Raw genomic sequence first — 25,996 nt, forward strand, 5'->3', positions numbered from 1 at the left:
ACCCCACACGGGGACCAGTCCACAGCCCTGTTGCCTCAGGACCCAACAGTGTGCCAAACACTACCCGGCAGAAACGATCCGGCAAGCTTTCCTGGACACTCACGAGCGTCCGTACTAACAAGCCGGTCCATGCCACCAGGCACCTATTCGTTGATATTCCACCCATGAGCACCCGCCGCAGAACTTGCGTCTGCGCAACGGGCATATACTCCTGACAAACCCCCACCACCACATACGCGGCATGAACAGGTCTGTAGGTGCTCCTTAGAAAGGAGGTGATCCAGCCGCACCTTCCGGTACGGCTACCTTGTTACGACTTAGTCCCAATCGCCAGTCCCACCTTCGACAGCTCCCTCCCACAAGGGGTTAGGCCACCGGCTTCGGGTGTTACCAACTTTCGTGACTTGACGGGCGGTGTGTACAAGGCCCGGGAACGTATTCACCGCAGCGTTGCTGATCTGCGATTACTAGCGACTCCGACTTCATGGGGTCGAGTTGCAGACCCCAATCCGAACTGAGACCGGCTTTTTGGGATTAGCTCCACCTCACAGTATCGCAACCCTTTGTACCGGCCATTGTAGCATGCGTGAAGCCCAAGACATAAGGGGCATGATGATTTGACGTCGTCCCCACCTTCCTCCGAGTTGACCCCGGCAGTCTCCTATGAGTCCCCACCATCACGTGCTGGCAACATAGAACGAGGGTTGCGCTCGTTGCGGGACTTAACCCAACATCTCACGACACGAGCTGACGACAACCATGCACCACCTGTAAACCGACCGCAAGCGGGGGACCTGTTTCCAGGTCTTACCGGTTCATGTCAAGCCTTGGTAAGGTTCTTCGCGTTGCATCGAATTAATCCGCATGCTCCGCCGCTTGTGCGGGCCCCCGTCAATTCCTTTGAGTTTTAGCCTTGCGGCCGTACTCCCCAGGCGGGGCACTTAATGCGTTAGCTACGGCGCGGAAAACGTGGAATGTCCCCCACACCTAGTGCCCAACGTTTACGGCATGGACTACCAGGGTATCTAATCCTGTTCGCTCCCCATGCTTTCGCTCCTCAGCGTCAGTTAATGCCCAGAGACCTGCCTTCGCCATCGGTGTTCCTCCTGATATCTGCGCATTTCACCGCTACACCAGGAATTCCAGTCTCCCCTACATCACTCTAGTCTGCCCGTACCCACCGCAGATCCGGAGTTGAGCCCCGGACTTTCACGGCAGACGCGACAAACCGCCTACGAGCTCTTTACGCCCAATAATTCCGGATAACGCTTGCGCCCTACGTATTACCGCGGCTGCTGGCACGTAGTTAGCCGGCGCTTCTTCTGCAGGTACCGTCACTTTCGCTTCTTCCCTACTGAAAGAGGTTTACAACCCGAAGGCCGTCATCCCTCACGCGGCGTCGCTGCATCAGGCTTGCGCCCATTGTGCAATATTCCCCACTGCTGCCTCCCGTAGGAGTCTGGGCCGTGTCTCAGTCCCAGTGTGGCCGGTCACCCTCTCAGGCCGGCTACCCGTCGTCGCCTTGGTAAGCCATTACCTCACCAACAAGCTGATAGGCCGCGAGTCCATCCAAAACCACAAAAAGCTTTCCACCCCCCACCATGCGATGAGGAGTCATATCCGGTATTAGACCCAGTTTCCCAGGCTTATCCCAGAGTTAAGGGCAGGTTACTCACGTGTTACTCACCCGTTCGCCACTAATCCCCCCAGCAAGCTGGGGATCATCGTTCGACTTGCATGTGTTAAGCACGCCGCCAGCGTTCATCCTGAGCCAGGATCAAACTCTCCGTTGAAGTAAAACAAAAACAGACACAACCCCCAGCCCCGGGAAAACGGGACCAAAAGGCCGCACAAAATTTGAAACCAGCTGTAAAAACCAGACCACCCACAGGGGCGGGCAGCCCGGCAAATTCAACCAATTCATAAAACAAATCGGTATCAACAAACTTGGCACACTATTGAGTTCTCAAACAACAGACACACCCGGCACCACCCAACCAAACGGTTCAGGATCGCTCCGGAGCAACTTTTCAAACTTACCCGGTTTCAAGCAGCTTTGCAAATCGGCGTTTCCGCGACCTGCGCTACCCTCAACCGGCCCCACCTGCGGCCGGCACACCAAAAGGCGAACCATTTTCAGGCTGTTCACAAGGGGGATTGGCCGCTATCTTTCCGCTTCAGCGGCGGCGACTCAGAAAACAATACACTCCCCAGGCCCACCCCGCAAATCAACCCCACAACGCGCTGGCTACCCCCAAGAACCCCGAAATTCCGCGGTTTTCGGAGGCATAGCACCGGAGTCAGCGCCGTGCCAGCCAGCCAAGCTCCGGTATGGACTGGCTCACACTTCCGGAACCCGTCAGCCCCGGATGCTAAAGGTCAGCATGAAGTCTGCTTCCCGGGGCTTGAGCCGGTACTGCTCCAGCACGCCGGGACCACAGGCAGCGGTTCCCACACCACGGAGCGCATGGTCCACGTACACGTAACTCCTGCCATCAGCTGACAAGTCCGGGCGGTGAGCCGCTGCGTCCAAAATGCCCAGGCCGTAGGGCCGGACAGTTAAGGCAAAGGGATCTCCGGAAATCTCGAGCGTACTGCCCGTGAGCTCCAGGGCGGCCCGCCGCACTCCTGACCGCGCCCCGGACTCCTGCGGGCGCACGTAGTCCACGTCCAAATCGGTCAACGCCAATGAGAACAAACCCAGTCTTGCCCCCTGCCCCGTATCGGGGTAGCTCTGGTGAGGCCCCTGCCCGAACCACGTGACCGATCTGGTCTCTTCACCCAGGACGATTTCCAGTCCAATGCGGGCCCACTCCACCTGAAAACCGCGGTTGACCCATTCGCCATCAGGCCTGACCTGCGTCCGGAGTGCAGCCGTTGTACCGTCGCTGCTCCAGGTGTAGTCCACTAACACGCCATATTGCTTGTCGGCGGCGCTCACGCGGGTGCGGACCGTCAACGCTTCACCTCCCTCAGAGCAGGCTTCCGTGCTGATTTCCAGCAACCGCGTATGGAGCCGGTTCAGCCCGGCATCCGTCCACTGTGCGGCGAGAGGACGCTCGTCGGCGCCGCTCCACTCCCGGCCGAGGTCGTTGTCAGTTGGAGGCCACCACAGGGCCAGGCTCATTCTCTCAACGTGGACTCCACCGATGGAGGTGGGCATGCCCGTGACGCGGCTGAAAACCACCGGCCCCAGGCTGAGTTCGGCGTCCTGGATGAGTACGGGTTCAACCGGCGCTGGCTGAACCGCGGTGCCAAGCCCCCGAGCCGCCTGTCCCCACGCAACTTCATGCCCGGCTGATGCCCATGCTGAATCAACGGCAAGGACCGCGCTGACGGTCAGTACCGCGGGTCGGCCGTCGGGAAGTGACTTTGCGAGGGCAGCCAGGCTGGCGGGCAGCTCCACAACCGCGTCGGCCTGAGGCGCCACGGGCGCAACGTCCACCATGCCGGCGTCAATCGGCCCGCCGTCGGACTCAACTACGTACCGGAAGCTGTAGGCGCAGGTGTCAGCGAAATCCTGCCCGTTGCGGACGGTGAAGCCCGACCAGTCGCCGGCCACGGTGATCCGCAGCGGTTCGATGACTTTCTTGAAGTCCAGCAGTCCCGGCCTGGGATTGCGGTCCGGGTCCACCAGCCCATCGGTGACGAAGTTGCCGTCATGGACTTGCTCGCCGAAGTCTCCGCCGTACGCGTAGTGCTCGCCGCCGCCCGGAGTGGCGACGGTGATGCCGTGCTCCAGCCATTCCCAGACAAAGCCGCCCATCAGGCGCGGATACCGTTCGAAAAGCTTCTGGTACTCACTCATGCCACCGGGGCCGTTGCCCATGGCGTGCACGTATTCGCACAGCAGAAAAGGCATGGCCCGGCGTTGGGCATCCAGCGCGGAGTTTTCCAGGGCCGGCTCTATCCCCTGTCCGATCAGTGCCGTCTCCGCCTGGCTGGCATACATCCTTGAGTAGACGTCCACATGTGCGCAAGACCAGTCTCCCTCGTAATGGATGGGACGGGACGGATCCCTGTCCTTCGTCCAACGCGACATGGCGGCGAGGTTCCTGCCGGTGCCCGCCTCATTGCCGAGCGACCACATGATCACTGCCGGGTGGTTCTTATCCCGCTCGACCGTTCGGTGCATACGGTCTACCAGCGCGGCTTCCCACTGCGGGTCATCGCTGGGGTTTTGAGCCCAGCCGGCGCTTTCAAAGCCATGCGTCTCCAGGTCGCACTCAAGCACAACGTAGAAACCAAGCTGGTCCGCAAGCGCCAGGAACTCCGGGTGGGGCGGGTAATGGGACGTCCGGATGGCGTTGATGTTGTGCTGCTTCATGAGCCGCAACTCAGCCTCCACCACATCCCTGGGAACTACCCGGCCAAGGCGTGGATGGTGCTCGTGTCGGTTGACACCGCGCAGCAGGATCCGCCGTCCGTTGACCTTGAACTGGGTGTCCTCGATGGCGATGCTGCGGAAGCCGACCTGCAGTGCCACAACCTCCCCCGGAGTGCTGACGGTTGCCTCGTAGAGCCTGGGCATCTCCGCGGACCACGGCTCGACGGCGGGGAGCCGCACCTCAGTGCCTGCAGGCAGTTCCAGGTTCAGTTCCGGAACGCGGACGACGGCGTCAATCGCCTGTCCGCCCCGGCTTGCCTTCACGAGCAGGACGCCCTCGGCGGTGCGGTGGTCGTAGCCCGCATGCACAAAGACATCGTCGATGCCACCGGCAGGCCGCGCCTGCAGGGTAACGTCACGGAAGATGCCGGGGAGCCACCACATGTCCTGGTCCTCCACGTAGCTGGCGGCCGAGAACTGGGCGACGCGCACGGCCAGCGTGTTCGTCCCTTGCTCCAGGGTTCCGGAAACGTCGAATTCATGGGCAAGCCTGCTGCCGCGCGTTGTTCCAAGCTCCACTCCGTTCAGCCACACTGTTCCGGCGGATTCTATGCCGTCGAACCGCAACAGGGCGTGCGGAAGAAACTCGGGTCCGGCCTCAAAGACCACCACGTGGTCCCCGATGGGATTTGCCTCGGGAACGTGCGGAGGCTCCACGGCAAACGGGAATTGAACGTTGGTGTAGGCAGGCGCGCCGTGCCCTAGCAATGGCCAGCTGGACGGAACGGGCAGGTTCTCAAAGCCTCTCAGGTCCTTCCCCAGCTGCCAGCCGTCCTCCGGGGCCAGCCGGATCCCGGGGCTGTGCCTGAACTGCCATTCGCCGTTGAGCGACAACTTTGGTGCATCACTGTTCAGGAAGGCGCGCGCCGGCAGGCTACCGGCGCCGGGCTCCAGGGAGGACAACTGCCGGACGCCCTCAGCACCAAGTTCGAGGCTGAGCGCGGGTGAACCTGCCGCAAGTTCGGGGCTGCCGGTGGGCGCGGAGGGCGATTGAACTGACATGGGGTTCCTTGCTTCAGGGGTCAGACCGAAAGGTTGCGGGCGGCGGCGCCCCTTTGGGGACGGGTGCCACGTGAACGTTCACGTGGCACGCTGAGCTTAGCCGACATTGTCCCGTTTGAGTAGGGTCAGGCTGACTGGCGAAGAACCAACTCGTGCTTGAGAACCAGCATGGCGTTTTCGCTTCCGGCCACCACCGTACCGGTCAGCAGGCTATCGACAAGGTCGACGGCAGCCCGTCCAACCGCGCGCAGGTCCAAGGCAAGAGTGGTCAGTTCGGGCGTCAAGAGCTCCCCCAAAGGGATCCCGTCCATCCCGATAACGGCACAGTCCCCCGGCACTGTTTTGCCGACGTCCTGCAGTGCTTTTAGCGCCCCTGCCGCCATAAGGTCGTTGAATACCAAAAGCCCGTCCATTCCGCCGCGATGCTCGATCATGGAGTGGACGGCTTGCCGGGCAGAAGGGGCCGAATCAGCGGCCTGTTGTACCGTGAGCTCAATGCCCGCTTCCTTTGCTGCAGCGGCGACGGCCAGTCCACGCGTAGTGGCGGGGCCCTCTTGGTCCGAATCAAGGTAGGCAATCTCCCGGCAGTGCGCCGCTTGGAGGCGCTCCAGGGCGGTCCGCGCCGCGTAGGAGTAGTCAAAGGAGATGCCGCCGGCCGCGTGGCTTGACGGGTCGTCGAGTACCACTACCGGCCGCCGGCCCATCATCGCCTGGGCATCACCTGAGGAGGCGCCGAGATAACCGACGAGTGCGTCGACCTGGGGTGCGAGGCGGGTGACGGCGTCCAGGCCGCTCCCGCTGCCGTGGCCAAAGTCATCAACAACCACGTTCCAGCCCCGCTGCGTGGCCACTTCCACAACGCTGGACGCGAAAGCAGGAAAGTAGGGGTTGGTAAGGTCCGGGATGGCAAGCCCGAGAGAGACCCGCGCGCCTTGCACCAGGCCCTTGGCAAACCGGCTCGGGGTGTAGCCCAGCTCTGCAGCTAGCTGTTGAACCCGTTCCCGGGTTGCAGGACTGATTCCAGGCATGTCGTTCATGGCCCGCGTCACCGTCTGGCGCGAGACGCCCGCGGCGGCCGCCACATCCAGAATCGTTGCTCTGCGAATGCGCGTTTCACGGGAACCAGGGGTCATGTCCGTAAGTCTAGGCGGGCCGGAGCTTTCGACTGCTGGGACGCCTCAGGCGTTGTGTGTGTTAAATGTGGGAGGCCCCAACCTGGTGGTTGGGGCCTCGACCTAATGGTTGTCCGGCGGTGACCTACTCTCCCACACCCTCCCGGGTGCAGTACCATCGGCGCTGTGGGTCTTAGCTTCCGGGTTCGGAATGGGACCGGGCGTTTCCCCCACGCTATGACCGCCGTAACCCTTTTACCCGGCACCAGCCCCTTGGGGGTGGTGTGGGAAATCTCGTGTGGTTACAACATTTGCTTCTGCCGTATCAGGGCAGTGTGGTGTTGTTATTCAATTGTGGTTTGTTCCCTGGACAACGTACCGGTTTGGTTTGTTGTTCGGGAACCACATAGTGGACGCAAGCAGTCTTGTTATCTTTTTACCCTGCTTCATGGTGTGAACGTCTTTTGAATCGTTCACGAAGAGGGTGTGTGGTGTAAGTTATCGGCCTATTAGTACCGGTCAGCTTCACGAGTCGTTAGTCCTCGCTTCCACATCCGGCCTATCAACCCAGTGGTCTGGCTGGGGGCCTCTCACACACAAGGTGTATGGAAATCTCATCTTGAAGCGAGCTTCCCGCTTAGATGCTTTCAGCGGTTATCCCATCCGAACGTAGCTAATCAGCGGTGCACTTGGCAGTACAACTGACACACCAGAGGTTCGTCCGTCCCGGTCCTCTCGTACTAAGGACAGCCCTTCTCAAATTTCCTGCGCGCGCAGCGGATAGGGACCGAACTGTCTCACGACGTTCTAAACCCAGCTCGCGTACCGCTTTAATGGGCGAACAGCCCAACCCTTGGGACCTACTCCAGCCCCAGGATGCGACGAGCCGACATCGAGGTGCCAAACCATGCCGTCGATATGGACTCTTGGGCAAGATCAGCCTGTTATCCCCGAGGTACCTTTTATCCGTTGAGCGACGGCCATTCCACAATGTACCGCCGGATCACTAGTCCCGACTTTCGTCCCTGCTCGAGATGTCTCTCTCACAGTCAAGCTCCCTTGTGCACTTACACTCGACACCTGATTGCCAACCAGGCTGAGGGAACCTTTGGGCGCCTCCGTTACTTTTTAGGAGGCAACCGCCCCAGTTAAACTACCCATCAGGCACTGTCCCTGACCCGGATTACGGGCCGAAGTTAGATGTCCAAAGTGACCAGAGTGGTATTTCAACGATGACTCCACCCGAACTGGCGTCCGGGCTTCAACGTCTCCCACCTATCCTACACAAGCCACTCCGAACACCAATACCAAACTATAGTAAAGGTCTCGGGGTCTTTCCGTCCTGCTGCGCGTAACGAGCATCTTTACTCGTACTGCAATTTCGCCGAGTTTATGGTTGAGACAGCGGGGAAGTCGTTACTCCATTCGTGCAGGTCGGAACTTACCCGACAAGGAATTTCGCTACCTTAGGATGGTTATAGTTACCACCGCCGTTTACTGGGGCTTAAATTCTCAGCTTCGCCTTGCGGCTAACCGGTCCTCTTAACCTTCCAGCACCGGGCAGGAGTCAGTCCGTATACATCGTCTTGCGACTTCGCACGGACCTGTGTTTTTAGTAAACAGTCGCTTCCCCCTGGTCTCTGCGGCCCCGATCCCCTCCGGAACGCATGGTTCCATCAAGGTTGGGGCCCCCCTTCTCCCGAAGTTACGGGGGCATTTTGCCGAGTTCCTTAACCATAATTCTCTCGATCGCCTTAGTATTCTCTACCTGATCACCTGTGTCGGTTTGGGGTACGGGCGGCTAAAACCTCGCGTCGATGCTTTTCTCGGCAGCATAGGATCACCAAATCCCCCCAAACGGGGGTCCCATCAGATCTCAGGCATCATGAACAGCGGATTTGCCTACCGTTCGCCCTACATCCTTAGACCGGGACAACCATCGCCCGGCTTGGCTACCTTCCTGCGTCACACCTGTTAATACGCTTGCCTCCCAGGATCAGGTCCTGCGCTCCACCAAAACCCTTCACCCACAAGGGGTGTCAGGCAGGTCTCGGGCAGTTAGTATCCCCTGTTCAGCATGGGCGGTTTTTCGCCGGTACGGGAATATCAACCCGTTGTCCATCGACTACGCCTGTCGGCCTCGCCTTAGGTCCCGACTTACCCAGGGCAGATTAGCTTGACCCTGGAACCCTTGATCATTCGGCGGACGGGTTTCTCACCCGTCTTTCGCTACTCATGCCTGCATTCTCACTCGTGTAGGCTCCACCGCTGGTTTACACCGCGACTTCACTGCCCACACGACGCTCCCCTACCCATCCAGACGCCTGAACCACAAGGGCTTAGCTAATATCTGAATGCCACAACTTCGGCGGTGTACTTGAGCCCCGCTACATTGTCGGCGCGGAATCACTTGACCAGTGAGCTATTACGCACTCTTTTAAGGATGGCTGCTTCTAAGCCAACCTCCTGGTTGTCTTCGCAACTCCACATCCTTTCCCACTTAGCACACGCTTAGGGGCCTTAGTTGGTGGTCTGGGCTGTTTCCCTCTCGACTATGAAGCTTATCCCCCACAGTCTCACTGCTGCGCTCTCACTTACCGGCATTCGGAGTTTGGCTGACGTCAGTAACCTTGTAGGGCCCATTAGCCATCCAGTAGCTCTACCTCCGGTAAGAAACACGCAACGCTGCACCTAAATGCATTTCGGGGAGAACCAGCTATCACGAAGTTTGATTGGCCTTTCACCCCTACCCACAGCTCATCCCCTCCATTTTCAACTGAAGTGGGTTCGGTCCTCCACGACGTCTTACCGTCGCTTCAACCTGGCCATGGGTAGATCACTTCGCTTCGGGTCTAGATCACGCCACTGCAACGCCCTATTCAGACTCGCTTTCGCTACGGCTTCCCCACACGGGTTAACCTCGCGACGTAACACTAACTCGCAGGCTCATTCTTCAAAAGGCACGCCGTCACAACTACAAGGCTGCTCCGACGGATTGTAAGCACACGGTTTCAGGTACTGTTTCACTCCCCTCCCGGGGTACTTTTCACCTTTCCCTCACGGTACTGGTCCGCTATCGGTCATTAGGGAGTATTTAGGCTTATCAGGTGGTCCTGACAGATTCACACGGGATTTCTCGGGCCCCGTGCTACTTGGGATACTCATCCGGGCGGTACACAACATTTCGGTTACGGGGCTCACACCCTCTCTGGCCGGCCTTTCAAGACCGTTCACCTATGCCTGCACATCACACCCCACCAACCCGGCAGAATTGGTATGGAAAGTCCCACAACCCCGACCATGCAACGCCCGCCGGCTATCACACATGGAACGGTTTAGCCTGATCCGCGTTCGCTCGCCACTACTAACGGAATCACTATTGTTTTCTCTTCCTGCGGGTACTGAGATGTTTCACTTCCCCGCGTTCCCTCCACGCACCCTATGTGTTCAGATGCGGGTCACCAGATCACTCGCGCGTCTGGCGGGGTTTCCCCATTCGGACACCCTGGGATCACAGTCCGGTTATCGACTCCCCCAGGCTTATCGCAGATTCCTACGTCCTTCGTCGGCTCCTAATGCCAAGGCATCCACCGTGTGCTCTTAAAAACTTGACCACAAAAGATCAATCAGTAATTTTCGAGAGAACCACGAAAACCAACCACACCCAACAACCACCCCCAAAAAGAGGGCCATCATCACGCGCAGCCAGATCCAGGTTCATATTCTTGGAAATTGCTTCTTATAAAAGATGCTCGCGTCCACTATGTAGTTCTCAAACAACAACCCCAAACCACACACCCCACACAACCCCCGCCAAAAGCGAAGAACAACCGTGTAATCGGTGCAGCCAGGAAACCAGAAACAAACAAACCCGCAAACCAACCCCACACGGGGACCAGTCCACAGCCCTGTTGCCTCAGGACCCAACAGTGTGCCAAACACTACCCGGCAGAAACGATCCGGCAAGCTTTCCTGGACACTCACGAGCGTCCGTACTAACAAGCCGGTCCATGCCACCAGGCACCTATTCGTTGATATTCCACCCATGAGCACCCGCCGCAGAACTTGCGTCTGCGCAACGGGCATATACTCCTGACAAACCCCCACCACCACATACGCGGCATGAACAGGTCTGTAGGTGCTCCTTAGAAAGGAGGTGATCCAGCCGCACCTTCCGGTACGGCTACCTTGTTACGACTTAGTCCCAATCGCCAGTCCCACCTTCGACAGCTCCCTCCCACAAGGGGTTAGGCCACCGGCTTCGGGTGTTACCAACTTTCGTGACTTGACGGGCGGTGTGTACAAGGCCCGGGAACGTATTCACCGCAGCGTTGCTGATCTGCGATTACTAGCGACTCCGACTTCATGGGGTCGAGTTGCAGACCCCAATCCGAACTGAGACCGGCTTTTTGGGATTAGCTCCACCTCACAGTATCGCAACCCTTTGTACCGGCCATTGTAGCATGCGTGAAGCCCAAGACATAAGGGGCATGATGATTTGACGTCGTCCCCACCTTCCTCCGAGTTGACCCCGGCAGTCTCCTATGAGTCCCCACCATCACGTGCTGGCAACATAGAACGAGGGTTGCGCTCGTTGCGGGACTTAACCCAACATCTCACGACACGAGCTGACGACAACCATGCACCACCTGTAAACCGACCGCAAGCGGGGGACCTGTTTCCAGGTCTTACCGGTTCATGTCAAGCCTTGGTAAGGTTCTTCGCGTTGCATCGAATTAATCCGCATGCTCCGCCGCTTGTGCGGGCCCCCGTCAATTCCTTTGAGTTTTAGCCTTGCGGCCGTACTCCCCAGGCGGGGCACTTAATGCGTTAGCTACGGCGCGGAAAACGTGGAATGTCCCCCACACCTAGTGCCCAACGTTTACGGCATGGACTACCAGGGTATCTAATCCTGTTCGCTCCCCATGCTTTCGCTCCTCAGCGTCAGTTAATGCCCAGAGACCTGCCTTCGCCATCGGTGTTCCTCCTGATATCTGCGCATTTCACCGCTACACCAGGAATTCCAGTCTCCCCTACATCACTCTAGTCTGCCCGTACCCACCGCAGATCCGGAGTTGAGCCCCGGACTTTCACGGCAGACGCGACAAACCGCCTACGAGCTCTTTACGCCCAATAATTCCGGATAACGCTTGCGCCCTACGTATTACCGCGGCTGCTGGCACGTAGTTAGCCGGCGCTTCTTCTGCAGGTACCGTCACTTTCGCTTCTTCCCTACTGAAAGAGGTTTACAACCCGAAGGCCGTCATCCCTCACGCGGCGTCGCTGCATCAGGCTTGCGCCCATTGTGCAATATTCCCCACTGCTGCCTCCCGTAGGAGTCTGGGCCGTGTCTCAGTCCCAGTGTGGCCGGTCACCCTCTCAGGCCGGCTACCCGTCGTCGCCTTGGTAAGCCATTACCTCACCAACAAGCTGATAGGCCGCGAGTCCATCCAAAACCACAAAAAGCTTTCCACCCCCCACCATGCGATGAGGAGTCATATCCGGTATTAGACCCAGTTTCCCAGGCTTATCCCAGAGTTAAGGGCAGGTTACTCACGTGTTACTCACCCGTTCGCCACTAATCCCCCCAGCAAGCTGGGGATCATCGTTCGACTTGCATGTGTTAAGCACGCCGCCAGCGTTCATCCTGAGCCAGGATCAAACTCTCCGTTGAAGTAAAACAAAAACAGACACAACCCCCAGCCCCGGGAAAACGGGACCAAAAGGCCGCACAAAATTTGAAACCAGCTGTAAAAACCAGACCACCCACAGGGGCGGGCAGCCCGGCAAATTCAACCAATTCATAAAACAAATCGGTATCAACAAACTTGGCACACTATTGAGTTCTCAAACAACAGACACACCCGGCACCACCCAACCAAACGGTTCAGGATCGCTCCGGAGCAACTTTTCAAACTTACCCGATCACCCGCCCCGACGCAAATCCATGTTCCAGGACCCACACCAGCGGGAAACCGCCCCCACCCCTACCAGAGGTCCTCGAAAGACCTACCAGAAAAGGCATCAATTTTTGGGGGTTTTGGCCGCCCGCGGTAACCAGCTCTTCGCTGTTCCCCTCGCGGCGACTTAGAAAACAATACACCCCCACCCCCGGCACCGCAAATCCACCCCCCGGCCCACCCGAAGGCCCTCACAAACCCCGCCAACACAAGGAAGTATCCGGGGATGGTGGCCCGCACCCACCTTCCCCACCAGGAAAGACACGATATGGACCCGATCACACTTACGCAATCTTCAATGCCGGACCCCGAAGATCCAGCTTCACCGCAGCGGGGGTTGGAAAGTTCGAAACGCGGCCGGCCGATCGCGGCTGCAGAAGCCCCTCCCCTTTGGCAGAGAAATCAACCAACAGGCCCGGCCCGACAGCACGATCGTTGCCGACGAACGCCACGACGAAGTGCTCGCCGCCTGGCTGTAGGTCCAACAAGTCCGCTCGGTCTACAGGTGCAAGACCCCGGGGCGAGGGCCTGCTTACCACGGAGAAGCTCCTCGCGTCGCCGCCTACCTGCCCGGTCCAGGGGTTTAAGCGGCTCGCGAAGACACTCAAGCAGTGGCGCGAGGCGTTCCTGGCTTACTTCAACGTCGCCGGCTGAATGTTGGCTGGCGCGCCAGTTCCGGGGGACAGCGGTTGCGCAAACGCAGCCGGCGGCCGGATCTTGTGTCACCGTTCGCAGTGGGCTCCGTCGTGTACCCGCTCAGATCGGTCAGCGGCGCACCCGATAGCGGAGGTGAAGCACCCGGTTGCCCTGAATCACCACGTCGGGATCCTCCAACCGGCGCTGTGCGTGGACCGACCCGAAGTAGCGCTTGCCGGACCCGAACACGACGGGTACGACATCCATGCGCACCTCCTCCACCAGGCCGGCGGCAAGCATCTGGCCACCGACGTCACCAGCGGCGACCTCAACGATGCGGTCACCCGCAAGCTCTTGTGCCTTGGCCATGGCTGCCTCGACGCCGTCGACGAAATGAAACGGCGCGTCGAGGTCCCAGCCCTTGGGCTGCGGCCGGTGCGTCACGACGACCATGTGGTCGATCCCGCTCGGAGGATTCCCGTCCCAGCCATCCGTCAGGTCGAAGACGTGGCGGCCGCAGAGTGTCACCCCGATCTGGTCCCAGTACGGCCGGGTGTAGTCGTAGGAAGGCTGCGACACCTTCACCTCGCCGCTCTCGTCCAACGGGACGTCACCGTTGGTCAACCAGTCGAACAGCAGTCCGGGCTAATAATTCTCGTCCGCGATGAAACCGTCCACCGACACCGAGCTGTACATGACCACTTTGCCCACGGGTCTCTCCTCGGCTTTGGGGTGCCCCCACATTAGCGTCTCGCGAGCGGTCGCTCTACTGAAGAATGATCGGCCGGCAGCGGCCAGCCGTGCAACCGCGTGGCCGGGATGTTTGCGCAGAACCTCCGCCGGACTGCGACGTACCGGGTCGGGGTGAGCGCGGTGAACGCTCGGGACCCGGGGCTGAAGGGGGTCTACTCGAAGTAGTCCGCGCCGCCGGCAAGATCGCCCCAGTCGACCGGCTGCCCAGGTTGACGATGAGCAGCGCCGACGGCGTCGGCGGCGGGCTGTCTCTCACCGTCGTCTCAGGTAGGAAGAGCCGCTTTCGTAGTGGTGGGCCGGCGGTTTGGGGGGCGTTCGACGGCGGTGCTGGCGGCGGGGTTCGCCCACCAGGCGCTTGCGTGTGTGTCCTGGGCGTTGTGTCTGTTAAATGCGGCAGGGCCCTGACGTCGTTTGTCAGGGCCCTGCTCTAATTTATGTCCGGCGGTGACCTACTCTCCCACACCCTCCCGGGTGCAGTACCATCGGCGCTGTGGGTCTTAGCTTCCGGGTTCGGAATGGGACCGGGCGTTTCCCCCACGCTATGACCGCCGTAACCCTTTTACCCGGCACCAGCCCCTTGGGGGTGGTGTGGGAAATCTCGTGTGGTTACAACAATTGCTTCTGCCGTATCAGGGCAGTGTGGTGTTGTTATTCAATTGTGGTTTGTTCCCTGGACAACGTACCGGTTTGGTTTGTTGTTCGGGAACCACATAGTGGACGCAAGCAGTCTTGTTATCTTTTTACCCTGCTTCAGGTGTGAACGTCTTTTGAATCCGTTCACGAAGAGGGTGTGTGGTGTAAGTTATCGGCCTATTAGTACCGGTCAGCTTCACGAGTCGTTAGTCCTCGCTTCCACATCCGGCCTATCAACCCAGTGGTCTGGCTGGGGGCCTCTCACACACAAGGTGTATGGAAATCTCATCTTGAAGCGAGCTTCCCGCTTAGATGCTTTCAGCGGTTATCCCATCCGAACGTAGCTAATCAGCGGTGCACTTGGCAGTACAACTGACACACCAGAGGTTCGTCCGTCCCGGTCCTCTCGTACTAAGGACAGCCCTTCTCAAATTTCCTGCGCGCGCAGCGGATAGGGACCGAACTGTCTCACGACGTTCTAAACCCAGCTCGCGTACCGCTTTAATGGGCGAACAGCCCAACCCTTGGGACCTACTCCAGCCCCAGGATGCGACGAGCCGACATCGAGGTGCCAAACCATGCCGTCGATATGGACTCTTGGGCAAGATCAGCCTGTTATCCCCGAGGTACCTTTTATCCGTTGAGCGACGGCCATTCCACAATGTACCGCCGGATCACTAGTCCCGACTTTCGTCCCTGCTCGAGATGTCTCTCTCACAGTCAAGCTCCCTTGTGCACTTACACTCGACACCTGATTGCCAACCAGGCTGAGGGAACCTTTGGGCGCCTCCGTTACTTTTTAGGAGGCAACCGCCCCAGTTAAACTACCCATCAGGCACTGTCCCTGACCCGGATTACGGGCCGAAGTTAGATGTCCAAAGTGACCAGAGTGGTATTTCAACGATGACTCCACCCGAACTGGCGTCCGGGCTTCAACGTCTCCCACCTATCCTACACAAGCCACTCCGAACACCAATACCAAACTATAGTAAAGGTCTCGGGGTCTTTCCGTCCTGCTGCGCGTAACGAGCATCTTTACTCGTACTGCAATTTCGCCGAGTTTATGGTTGAGACAGCGGGGAAGTCGTTACTCCATTCGTGCAGGTCGGAACTTACCCGACAAGGAATTTCGCTACCTTAGGATGGTTATAGTTACCACCGCCGTTTACTGGGGCTTAAATTCTCAGCTTCGCCTTGCGGCTAACCGGTCCTCTTAACCTTCCAGCACCGGGCAGGAGTCAGTCCGTATACATCGTCTTGCGACTTCGCACGGACCTGTGTTTTTAGTAAACAGTCGCTTCCCCCTGGTCTCTGCGGCCCCGATCCCCTCCGGAACGCATGGTTCCATCAAGGTTGGGGCCCCCCTTCTCCCGAAGTTACGGGGGCATTTTGCCGAGTTCCTTAACCATAATTCTCTCGATCGCCTTAGTATTCTCTACCTGATCACCTGTGTCGGTTTGGGGTACGGGCGGCTAAAACCTCGCGTCGATGCTTTTCTCGGCAGCATAGGATCACCAAATCCCCCCAAACGGGGGTCCCATCAGATCTCAGGCATCATGAACAGCGGATTTGCCTACCGTTCGCCCTACATCCTTAGACCGGGACAACCATCGCCCGGCTTGGCTACCTTCCTGCGTCACACCTGTTAATACGCTTGCCTCCCAGGATCAGGTCCTGCGCTCCACCAAAACCCTTCACCCACAAGGGGTGTCAGGCAGGTCTCGGGCAGTTAGTATCCCCTGTTCAGCATGGGCGGTTTTTCGCCGGTACGGGAATATCAACCCGTTGTCCATCGACTACGCCTGTCGGCCTCGCCTTAGGTCCCGACTTACCCAGGGCAGATTAGCTTGACCCTGGAACCCTTGATCATTCGGCGGACGGGTTTCTCACCCGTCTTTCGCTACTCATGCCTGCATTCTCACTCGTGTAGGCTCCACCGCTGGTTTACACCGCGACTTCACTGCCCACACGACGCTCCCCTACCCATCCAGACGCCTGAACCACAAGGGCTTAGCTAATATCTGAATGCCACAACTTCGGCGGTGTACTTGAGCCCCGCTACATTGTCGGCGCGGAATCACTTGACCAGTGAGCTATTACGCACTCTTTTAAGGATGGCTGCTTCTAAGCCAACCTCCTGGTTGTCTTCGCAACTCCACATCCTTTCCCACTTAGCACACGCTTAGGGGCCTTAGTTGGTGGTCTGGGCTGTTTCCCTCTCGACTATGAAGCTTATCCCCCACAGTCTCACTGCTGCGCTCTCACTTACCGGCATTCGGAGTTTGGCTGACGTCAGTAACCTTGTAGGGCCCATTAGCCATCCAGTAGCTCTACCTCCGGTAAGAAACACGCAACGCTGCACCTAAATGCATTTCGGGGAGAACCAGCTATCACGAAGTTTGATTGGCCTTTCACCCCTACCCACAGCTCATCCCCTCCATTTTCAACTGAAGTGGGTTCGGTCCTCCACGACGTCTTACCGTCGCTTCAACCTGGCCATGGGTAGATCACTTCGCTTCGGGTCTAGATCACGCCACTGCAACGCCCTATTCAGACTCGCTTTCGCTACGGCTTCCCCACACGGGTTAACCTCGCGACGTAACACTAACTCGCAGGCTCATTCTTCAAAAGGCACGCCGTCACAACTACAAGGCTGCTCCGACGGATTGTAAGCACACGGTTTCAGGTACTGTTTCACTCCCCTCCCGGGGTACTTTTCACCTTTCCCTCACGGTACTGGTCCGCTATCGGTCATTAGGGAGTATTTAGGCTTATCAGGTGGTCCTGACAGATTCACACGGGATTTCTCGGGCCCCGTGCTACTTGGGATACTCATCCGGGCGGTACACAACATTTCGGTTACGGGGCTCACACCCTCTCTGGCCGGCCTTTCAAGACCGTTCACCTATGCCTGCACATCACACCCCACCAACCCGGCAGAATTGGTATGGAAAGTCCCACAACCCCGACCATGCAACGCCCGCCGGCTATCACACATGGAACGGTTTAGCCTGATCCGCGTTCGCTCGCCACTACTAACGGAATCACTATTGTTTTCTCTTCCTGCGGGTACTGAGATGTTTCACTTCCCCGCGTTCCCTCCACGCACCCTATGTGTTCAGATGCGGGTCACCAGATCACTCGCGCGTCTGGCGGGGTTTCCCCATTCGGACACCCTGGGATCACAGTCCGGTTATCGACTCCCCCAGGCTTATCGCAGATTCCTACGTCCTTCTTCGGCTCCTAATGCCAAGGCATCCACCGTGTGCTCTTAAAAACTTGACCACAAAAGATCAATCAGTAATTTTCGAGAGAACCACGAAAACCAACCACACCCAACAACCACCCCCAAAAAGAGGGCCATCATCACGCGCAGCCAGATCCAGGTTCATATTCTTGGAAATTGCTTCTTATAAAAGATGCTCGCGTCCACTATGTAGTTCTCAAACAACAACCCCAAACCACACACCCCACACAACCCCCGCCAAAAGCGAAGAACAACCGTGTAATCGGTGCAGCCAGGAAACCAGAAACAAACAAACCCGCAAACCAACCCCACACGGGGACCAGTCCACAGCCCTGTTGCCTCAGGACCCAACAGTGTGCCAAACACTACCCGGCAGAAACGATCCGGCAAGCTTTCCTGGACACTCACGAGCGTCCGTACTAACAAGCCGGCCCGTGCCACCAGGCACCTATTCGTTGATATTCCACCCATGAGCACCCGCCGCAGAACTTGCGTCTGCGCAACGGGCATATACTCCTGACAAACCCCCACCACCACATACGCGGCATGAACAGGTCTGTAGGTGCTCCTTAGAAAGGAGGTGATCCAGCCGCACCTTCCGGTACGGCTACCTTGTTACGACTTAGTCCCAATCGCCAGTCCCACCTTCGACAGCTCCCTCCCACAAGGGGTTAGGCCACCGGCTTCGGGTGTTACCAACTTTCGTGACTTGACGGGCGGTGTGTACAAGGCCCGGGAACGTATTCACCGCAGCGTTGCTGATCTGCGATTACTAGCGACTCCGACTTCATGGGGTCGAGTTGCAGACCCCAATCCGAACTGAGACCGGCTTTTTGGGATTAGCTCCACCTCACAGTATCGCAACCCTTTGTACCGGCCATTGTAGCATGCGTGAAGCCCAAGACATAAGGGGCATGATGATTTGACGTCGTCCCCACCTTCCTCCGAGTTGACCCCGGCAGTCTCCTATGAGTCCCCACCATCACGTGCTGGCAACATAGAACGAGGGTTGCGCTCGTTGCGGGACTTAACCCAACATCTCACGACACGAGCTGACGACAACCATGCACCACCTGTAAACCGACCGCAAGCGGGGGACCTGTTTCCAGGTCTTACCGGTTCATGTCAAGCCTTGGTAAGGTTCTTCGCGTTGCATCGAATTAATCCGCATGCTCCGCCGCTTGTGCGGGCCCCCGTCAATTCCTTTGAGTTTTAGCCTTGCGGCCGTACTCCCCAGGCGGGGCACTTAATGCGTTAGCTACGGCGCGGAAAACGTGGAATGTCCCCCACACCTAGTGCCCAACGTTTACGGCATGGACTACCAGGGTATCTAATCCTGTTCGCTCCCCATGCTTTCGCTCCTCAGCGTCAGTTAATGCCCAGAGACCTGCCTTCGCCATCGGTGTTCCTCCTGATATCTGCGCATTTCACCGCTACACCAGGAATTCCAGTCTCCCCTACATCACTCTAGTCTGCCCGTACCCACCGCAGATCCGGAGTTGAGCCCCGGACTTTCACGGCAGACGCGACAAACCGCCTACGAGCTCTTTACGCCCAATAATTCCGGATAACGCTTGCGCCCTACGTATTACCGCGGCTGCTGGCACGTAGTTAGCCGGCGCTTCTTCTGCAGGTACCGTCACTTTCGCTTCTTCCCTACTGAAAGAGGTTTACAACCCGAAGGCCGTCATCCCTCACGCGGCGTCGCTGCATCAGGCTTGCGCCCATTGTGCAATATTCCCCACTGCTGCCTCCCGTAGGAGTCTGGGCCGTGTCTCAGTCCCAGTGTGGCCGGTCACCCTCTCAGGCCGGCTACCCGTCGTCGCCTTGGTAAGCCATTACCTCACCAACAAGCTGATAGGCCGCGAGTCCATCCAAAACCACAAAAAGCTTTCCACCCCCCACCATGCGATGAGGAGTCATATCCGGTATTAGACCCAGTTTCCCAGGCTTATCCCAGAGTTAAGGGCAGGTTACTCACGTGTTACTCACCCGTTCGCCACTAATCCCCCCAGCAAGCTGGGGATCATCGTTCGACTTGCATGTGTTAAGCACGCCGCCAGCGTTCATCCTGAGCCAGGATCAAACTCTCCGTTGAAGTAAAACAAAAACAGACACAACCCCCAGCCCCGGGAAAACGGGACCAAAAGGCCGCACAAAATTTGAAACCAGCTGTAAAAACCAGACCACCCACAGGGGCGGGCAGCCCGGCAAATTCAACCAATTCATAAAACAAATCGGTATCAACAAACTTGGCACACTATTGAGTTCTCAAACAACAGACACACCCGGCACCACCCAACCAAACGGTTCAGGATCGCTCCGGAGCAACTTTTCAAACTTACCCGATCACCCGCCCCGACGCAAATCCATGTTCCAGGACCCACACCAGCGGGAAACCGCCCCCACCCCTACCAGAGGTCCTCGAAAGACCTACCAGAAAAGGCATCAATTTTTGGGGGTTTTGGCCGCCCGCGGTAACCAGCTCTTCGCTGTTCCCCTCGCGGCGACTTAGAAAACAATACACCCCCACCCCCGGCACCGCAAATCCACCCCCCGGCGGCCCTGTTCCGCGTCATCCCGCGGCAAAACCGGCCGTGGGCCCCCAAGCCCTCCGCCCGGCGTCGTACTTTCCTTGTATGCCGTGCACCACAGCCTTGGAGGCTTAAAACAGAAAGAGCCGGCAACCGTAAGGTTGCCGGCTCTTTCTCAAGCAGCTGGTATCAGCGGAGCTGGATTACCAGGAAGACTTGGTGATGCCCGGGAGTTCGCCCTTGTGGGCCATGTCGCGGAAGCGGACACGGGAGATGCCGAACTTCTGGAGGGTACCGCGGGGACGTCCGTCGATGATGTCGCGGTTACGCAGACGGATCGGGGACGCGTTGCGGGGAAGCTTCTGCAGACCCAGGCGGGCTGCTTCGCGTGCTTCGTCGGTTGCATTTTCGTCAACCAGGGTCTTCTTCAGCTCGAGGCGCTTTGCAGCGTAACGCTCAACGATGACCTTGCGCTGCTCGTTGCGAGCAATCTTGGACTTCTTAGCCATGGTTTAGCGCTCCTCTCGGAATTCGACGTGCTGGCGGATCTTGGGGTCGTACTTCTTCAGGACCATGCGGTCCGGATCGTTACGACGGTTCTTGCGGGTTACGTAGGTGTAACCCGTGCCCGCGGTCGACTTGAGCTTGATGATCGGACGTACGTCCTTGTCCTTGGCCACTAGAGCTTCACCCCACGAGCGAGAATGTCGGCGACGACAACGTCGATGCCGCGTACGTCGATGGTCTTGATGCCCTTTGCAGAAACCTGCAGCGTGACATTACGGCGCAGGGACGGAACCCAGTAGCGCTTCTTCTGAATGTTCGGATCGAACCGACGCTTGTTGCGGCGGTGCGAGTGCGAAATGCTGTGCCCAAAGCCCGGCTCGGCTCCGGTCACTTGGCAGTGTGCTGCCATGACTTCTCCTCAAGAATTGAAAGTAATGATCCGCATATCTGCTGCTGGACCATGCTGCTAAGGGCGACCCAAAAATGAAGAAGGGCAACGGTTAGTCGCGCAACTTGAGCCCCTAACTACCGGCCGCCCTGGAGAAATTACCGGACAACCGGAGCAATTGCGCACGCTCCGCGCACTTAGCGCCTACCAAGTCTACGAGTTCCCGCAATTAAAGACCAATCCGGCCCCGAAGGGTGTATAAGGAGGGCCGGTGGCTAGAGCCGGGTGAGCTGGGGATACTTTGGCTTCAAGCCATCACCCGAGGACCTCCCGGTGACGCGCCGGACAACCCATGGGCCCGCATACTCTCGGAACCAGCGGGCGTTTGCGCGGATGGCATCCACGCCACTGAGCTCCGGGACGGGGGTCATGGGCGGGACGTCGATGGAGTGGTCATGTTCCAGCACGTCCAGCACGCGCTTGGCCATGTTGGCATGGCCGGCGGCAGACATATGCATCCGGTCCTGCGCCCACATTCCCCAGTCGTAGTACTCACTGAAGCGCCAGTAGTCCACCAGCAATGCGCCGTGGTCGCCGGCGATGCCGCGGACCAGTTCGTTGTAGATGGCCGTCCGTCCGCGCGTCGTACTGAAGACCTTCGAACCCCTGGCGTCGAAGCCGGTGAACATGACCACGGCGGCGCCGGCCGCGCGCAGCTTGGCGATGGCGTCGTCGTACTCCACCAGGAGGTTGTCGATGTCGATCCTCGGGCGCAGGATGTCGTTGGCACCCGCATAAACGCTCACCAGGGTGGGTTTAAGTTCGACGGCGGCATCCACCTGCTCAGCCAGGATCTGGCGAAGCTTTTTTCCGCGGATAGCGAGGTTGGCGTAGCCGAAGCCGGGGTCAGCGGCTCCCAACTGCTCGGCCACCCGGTCTGCCCAGCCTCGGACACCATTGGGGCGGGTGGGGTCGTCGTCGCCCACACCTTCGGTGAAGGAGTCACCAAGGGCCACGTAGCGGGTCGTGAAATCCATTCGGCTAGTTTGCCATCAGTTGCTGGGAGCAACCAACCATGGGTGAACGTCTAGCTTTCCCGCAGGATCCAGTGGTCGGCGTCCAGCCGGCCAACCACCTTCTCGCCGATACGCGCCAGATCCTGCACGTCCTGTTCCGTCAAGGCGTCCAGGAACAGGTCCCTAACGGTTTCGACATGACCGGGGGCCAGGCCGACGATCGTCGCCATGCCTTCTTCAGTGAGATGGGCCGTGGTGACGCGGGCGTCGTGCGGGTGCGGACGCCGCTCCACCCACCCCCGCTTCTGCAGTTTGGTCACCACATGCGAAAGCCGCGACAACGAAGCACTGCTGCGCGCGGCGAGCTCACTCATCGGCAGGAACCGCTCTTCTGCCTCAGACAGCATGGCCAGGACCGTGTAGTCGAAAAGGGACAGCTTCCCCGCTGCATGGAGCTTCGTGTCGAGGGCCGCCGGCAGGAGGGTATTGATGCTTACCAGGGCCAGCCAGGCACGGCGTTCGTCGGCGGTGAGCCAGCGGGGTTCGGTCATATGCCCATTCTACGAGAAGACAGCGGTTGATCCTTCAAGTAGCGGCAGGGCCGGCCGGTAGGCTGGGCGCATGTATGTTGTCTCACTGACTTACCGGGTACCCCAGGACATCGTGGACTTCCACAACGACGCCCACATCGCCTGGCTGAAGAAGGCTTTCGACGACGGCGTGTTCATTGCCGCAGGGCGCAAGGTCCCGCGGACGGGCGGGATGTTGCTCTCCAGGGCAGACCGCGCCACGCTGGACGCCAGCCTGGCACAGGACCCGTTCTATTCGAATGGCGTTGCCGACTTCGAAGTGGTGGAGTTCCACGCCGCCAGAGTGGCATCGGGCTTTGAGAACCTGCTGGACAGTTAGGGCCAAGCGTTACCCGCCCGGGACATGGCGGCGATCTTTTTCAGGCCGCCCTTTCGCGGCACCTTTACCGGTTCCGGCCACCGCGGCGTGAGCTGGTCACCCAGCGTGACGCCGCGCAACTTCCGACCGAACAGCGGCAGGACCCAGTCGTGGATCCAGCGCCGCTGGTGCTGCTCCCACTCCCGGAGGCTGAGCTTTGGCGGCGGTTCCCAGTCCTTGAGCCGGATCTTGTGCGGCACTCCCAACTGGTCCAGCACCTGGCCCGCCAAGTACTTGTGCCCGGCCTTGGACATGTGGAGCCGGTCCGAGTCCCACATCCGGCGGTCATGGAAGGCGTCCAGGCACCAGTAGTCCACCAGCACGGCTCCGTACTTGGCTGCGATGGCACGGACTTGTTGGTTGTAAAAGTTGTTGCGCTTCTTTAACGGCTCGAGGAGGGCGGAAACTTTCACATCGAAGCCGGTAAAGAGCACCAGGGTGGCGCCCGTAGCCGCCAATTGCGCCACAAGCTTTTCATAGTCGTCCATGAGCACGGCCATATCCGTTTTCAGGTCCAGGATGTCGTTGCCGCCGGCGTAGAGCGTGACCAGGGTGGGCCGCATCGCCAGCGCAGGCTCCAGCTGCTCGCCAATGACGTGCCGAAGCCGCTTGCTCCTGATCGCCAGGTTCGCGTATCGCCATCCCGGCTGCGCCTTCGCCAGTTTCTCCGCCACCCGGTCCGCCCAGCCCCGGACGCCGTTGGGCAACCGCTCGTCCCGGTCTCCGACACCCTCAGTAAAAGAGTCTCCAAGAGCAACAAACACCCGCCGCCCGGAATCAGGAAGCAAAGGTTCAGAACGCACCAAGCCAACGTAACCCCCACAGAAAGAGAGCAGGGAAAGCCAAGGTGAAGCTCAGGTAAGCGAGGCAGGGCCGGGTGCGTTGTTTTGGGTAGGAGCGCATCGCCGACTGGAGCGAAGTGAAGGCCGCCCGCGGCCGCAATGGAGCGCAAGGAGGTGTCTAAGCGACGGCAAAATGACGCAACCGGCCCACCCAGCCCAATCCCAGGGAGGCTTACCCCTCGGCTTTACCCTGCCGCCAGTACCCCATGAAGGCAACCTGCTTCCGGTCGATCCCAACGTCGCGGACAAGGTACCGCCGCATGTCCTTGATCACCGCAGCTTCGCCGGCGATCCAGGCGTAGAACGGCATGGCGCCGGCGGGCATGTCGGGGTTTTTGGTGGCCTGGATGTCGGCCGTCTCCATCCGCTGGGGAGTCTCCCAGAGGATGTCCACGTCCACGTTGACGTCCTCCGGCTCCGGTCCAGCGGCGCCGTCAGCGGCTTTGATGGCCACCCAGCCGGGGACCGGAACCGCCTTGCGGACCGCTTCCTGGAGCAGCTCGCCGTGCGGCCGGGACCGTCCAATTGCGGCGCCCCGCGCCAGCCACGTGACCTCGATGTCGGCTGGCGAGGAAAGTTCGAGGAAGTCGCCTGCTTCGGGGACCTCCAGGAAGGCGTGTCCGGTCATGTATTCGGGCAGGCTTTCCAGGATGGCGGAGATGGCAGGGACGGCCGTCTCATCGCCGGCGAGGAGAATGCGCTGCGCCAGTCCGGGCCGCCATTCGATGCCGCCGTAGGCCTCCGCCGTCAGGCACTGTGCGGCGCGGTTGTTCGGGCCGATAAGGGTGATGGCATCACCGGGCTTGGCATTGAGGGCCCAGTTGGCGGCAGGCCCGCCGTTGCCCTGGCTGTCGAAGTGCATCACGAAGTCGACGTCGATCTCCGGGTACACGGTGTCCAGGCGGGCATGGCGGACGGTGTAGGTGCGCATGGAGCCGCGCACCGTGGGGTCCATGGCCAGCCATTCGCGGTACCAGCCGGCGTGGCTCATTTCGAATGCCGGCAGGGGAAGTTCCGTGCCGTCCGCGGCGAGGGACGGGATCATGAGTTTGATCCGGAGGTCGAGGGTGTCCCCGTTGACGCCGAAGTCCCGCAGCGAGTACCCGCCAAACGTGATCCTGCGGAAGTTGGGGCTGAGTTCCTGCACTGAGGAGACAGTGACCTCGAACGCCAGGGTCATCGGCTCGGTGGAGGCGGCGGCAATATCGCGGGTCTTCATGAAACGAGCTCCAGTTCGTTGGCGGGGACGTGGTGTCGGCCGATCGGGATAATCAGGGGGGTTCCGGAGACGGGGTCCGGGATGACGCGCGACTCAAGGCCGAAGACGGTGCGGACCAGCCCTTCGGTGACCACGTCCTGCGGCGTGCCTACTGCCACCACCGCGCCGCCCTTCATGGCGATCACGTTGTCTGCGTAGCGGGCGGCCAGGTTCAGGTCGTGCAGGACGATGGCCACGGTGGTGCCGCGCTGCCGGTTCAGGTCAGTCACCAGATCCAGGACTTCCACCTGGTGGGCAAGGTCCAGGTAGGTAGTGGGCTCGTCCAGCAGCAGGACGTCGGTTTCCTGGGCCAGCGCCATGGCAATCCAGACCCGCTGCCGCTGCCCGCCCGAGAGTTCGTCCACGTTCCTCTCCGCGAGGGCCAGCGTTTCGGTGGCTTCCAGCGCGCGCTGCACCGCGGCGTCGTCCTTTTCGCTCCAGCTGCGGAAGAAACCCTGGTGCGGGTACCGGCCGCGGCCCACCAAATCGCGGACCAGGATGCCGTCGGGGGCGGTGGGGTGCTGTGGCAGCAGGCCAAGAATACGGGCCAGTTCCCGCGCCGGGCGTGAGTGGATGTCCTTGCCGTCCAAGGTCACGGCGCCGGCCGCGGGTTTCAGGAGCCGGGACAGTCCCCGGAGGAGGGTGGACTTTCCGCAGGCGTTGGCCCCCACGATCATGGTCACCTGGCCTTCGGGAATCTCGGCCGTCAGCCCGTCCACGACGCAGCGCTGATCGTACTTCAGCGTTAGGTCCTTGGCGTTAAGAACTGCCAC

General features: G+C 59.5%; 11 protein-coding genes, 7 rRNA genes and 1 pseudogene. 1 reads left to right on the forward strand and 18 read right to left on the reverse strand.

Annotation, left to right across the window (positions count from 1 at the left end; all coding sequences use genetic code 11):
- Positions 1-268 precede the first annotated feature (268 nt).
- The 15 genes and pseudogenes from M1D32_RS18985 to M1D32_RS19055 form a co-directional block, all read right to left on the reverse strand.
- Positions 269-1,793: ribosomal RNA gene (locus M1D32_RS18985) — 16S ribosomal RNA — on the reverse strand.
- A gap of 566 nt (positions 1,794-2,359) precedes the next feature.
- Positions 2,360-5,389: a glycoside hydrolase family 2 TIM barrel-domain containing protein gene (locus tag M1D32_RS18990; RefSeq protein WP_458780159.1), complete on the reverse strand. Its 3,030-nt coding sequence runs from the start codon at positions 5,387-5,389 to the stop codon at positions 2,360-2,362.
- A 125-nt stretch (positions 5,390-5,514) separates the two neighbouring features.
- A complete protein-coding gene (locus M1D32_RS18995) occupies positions 5,515-6,522 on the reverse strand; it encodes a LacI family DNA-binding transcriptional regulator (RefSeq protein WP_458780160.1) in 1,008 nt (335 codons plus the stop codon).
- A gap of 111 nt (positions 6,523-6,633) precedes the next feature.
- Positions 6,634-6,750: ribosomal RNA gene (gene rrf, locus M1D32_RS19000) — 5S ribosomal RNA — on the reverse strand.
- Positions 6,751-6,989: 239 nt separating this feature from the next.
- A 23S ribosomal RNA gene (locus M1D32_RS19005) occupies positions 6,990-10,115 on the reverse strand.
- A 535-nt stretch (positions 10,116-10,650) separates the two neighbouring features.
- Positions 10,651-12,175, reverse strand: a 16S ribosomal RNA gene (locus M1D32_RS19010).
- Together the 16S, 23S and 5S rRNA genes form the textbook arrangement of a ribosomal RNA operon.
- Before the next feature lie 1,051 nt (positions 12,176-13,226).
- Positions 13,227-13,808 (reverse strand): annotated as a pseudogene (locus tag M1D32_RS19015) (dihydrofolate reductase family protein).
- 478 nt (positions 13,809-14,286) lie between these two features.
- Positions 14,287-14,403: ribosomal RNA gene (rrf, locus tag M1D32_RS19020) — 5S ribosomal RNA — on the reverse strand.
- 239 nt (positions 14,404-14,642) lie between these two features.
- Positions 14,643-17,768: ribosomal RNA gene (locus M1D32_RS19025) — 23S ribosomal RNA — on the reverse strand.
- Between the two features lie 535 nt (positions 17,769-18,303).
- Positions 18,304-19,828: ribosomal RNA gene (locus tag M1D32_RS19030) — 16S ribosomal RNA — on the reverse strand.
- Positions 19,829-20,467: 639 nt separating this feature from the next.
- The gene (rpsN, locus tag M1D32_RS19035) at positions 20,468-20,773 is read right to left on the reverse strand and encodes a 30S ribosomal protein S14 (RefSeq protein WP_163166363.1); all 306 of its coding nucleotides are present in this window, start codon (positions 20,771-20,773) and stop codon (positions 20,468-20,470) included.
- A gap of 3 nt (positions 20,774-20,776) precedes the next feature.
- The gene (rpmG, locus tag M1D32_RS19040; protein WP_013602737.1) at positions 20,777-20,944 is read right to left on the reverse strand and encodes a 50S ribosomal protein L33; all 168 of its coding nucleotides are present in this window, start codon (positions 20,942-20,944) and stop codon (positions 20,777-20,779) included.
- On the reverse strand, positions 20,944-21,180 hold the full coding sequence (gene rpmB / locus M1D32_RS19045; RefSeq protein ID WP_003798559.1) for a 50S ribosomal protein L28: 237 nt from the start codon (positions 21,178-21,180) through the stop codon (positions 20,944-20,946). The genes rpmG and rpmB overlap by 1 nt, the downstream gene beginning before the upstream one ends.
- Positions 21,181-21,434: 254 nt before the next feature.
- Complete coding sequence (locus M1D32_RS19050; RefSeq protein WP_458780161.1) at positions 21,435-22,196, reverse strand: SGNH/GDSL hydrolase family protein; 762 nt, start codon at positions 22,194-22,196, stop codon at positions 21,435-21,437.
- A gap of 50 nt (positions 22,197-22,246) precedes the next feature.
- Entirely contained in the window at positions 22,247-22,726 is a 480-nt protein-coding gene (locus tag M1D32_RS19055; protein ID WP_458780162.1) for a MarR family winged helix-turn-helix transcriptional regulator, read from the reverse strand.
- Positions 22,727-22,796: 70 nt separating this feature from the next.
- Between M1D32_RS19055 and M1D32_RS19060 the strand changes: the two genes are divergently transcribed.
- Complete coding sequence (locus M1D32_RS19060) at positions 22,797-23,084, forward strand: YciI family protein (protein WP_458780163.1); 288 nt, start codon at positions 22,797-22,799, stop codon at positions 23,082-23,084.
- Here the strand turns inward: M1D32_RS19060 and M1D32_RS19065 are convergent.
- The 3 genes from M1D32_RS19065 to M1D32_RS19075 all read right to left on the reverse strand — a co-directional run bounded on the left by M1D32_RS19065 (position 23,081) and on the right by M1D32_RS19075 (position 25,996).
- Complete coding sequence (locus tag M1D32_RS19065; RefSeq protein ID WP_458780164.1) at positions 23,081-23,926, reverse strand: SGNH/GDSL hydrolase family protein; 846 nt, start codon at positions 23,924-23,926, stop codon at positions 23,081-23,083. The genes M1D32_RS19060 and M1D32_RS19065 overlap by 4 nt on opposite strands.
- Positions 23,927-24,137: 211 nt before the next feature.
- Complete coding sequence (locus M1D32_RS19070; protein WP_458780165.1) at positions 24,138-25,184, reverse strand: siderophore-interacting protein; 1,047 nt, start codon at positions 25,182-25,184, stop codon at positions 24,138-24,140.
- A complete protein-coding gene (locus M1D32_RS19075) occupies positions 25,181-25,996 on the reverse strand; it encodes an ABC transporter ATP-binding protein (RefSeq protein ID WP_458780166.1) in 816 nt (271 codons plus the stop codon). The genes M1D32_RS19070 and M1D32_RS19075 overlap by 4 nt, the downstream gene beginning before the upstream one ends.

This window comes from Arthrobacter sp. D3-16, assembly GCF_054408515.1.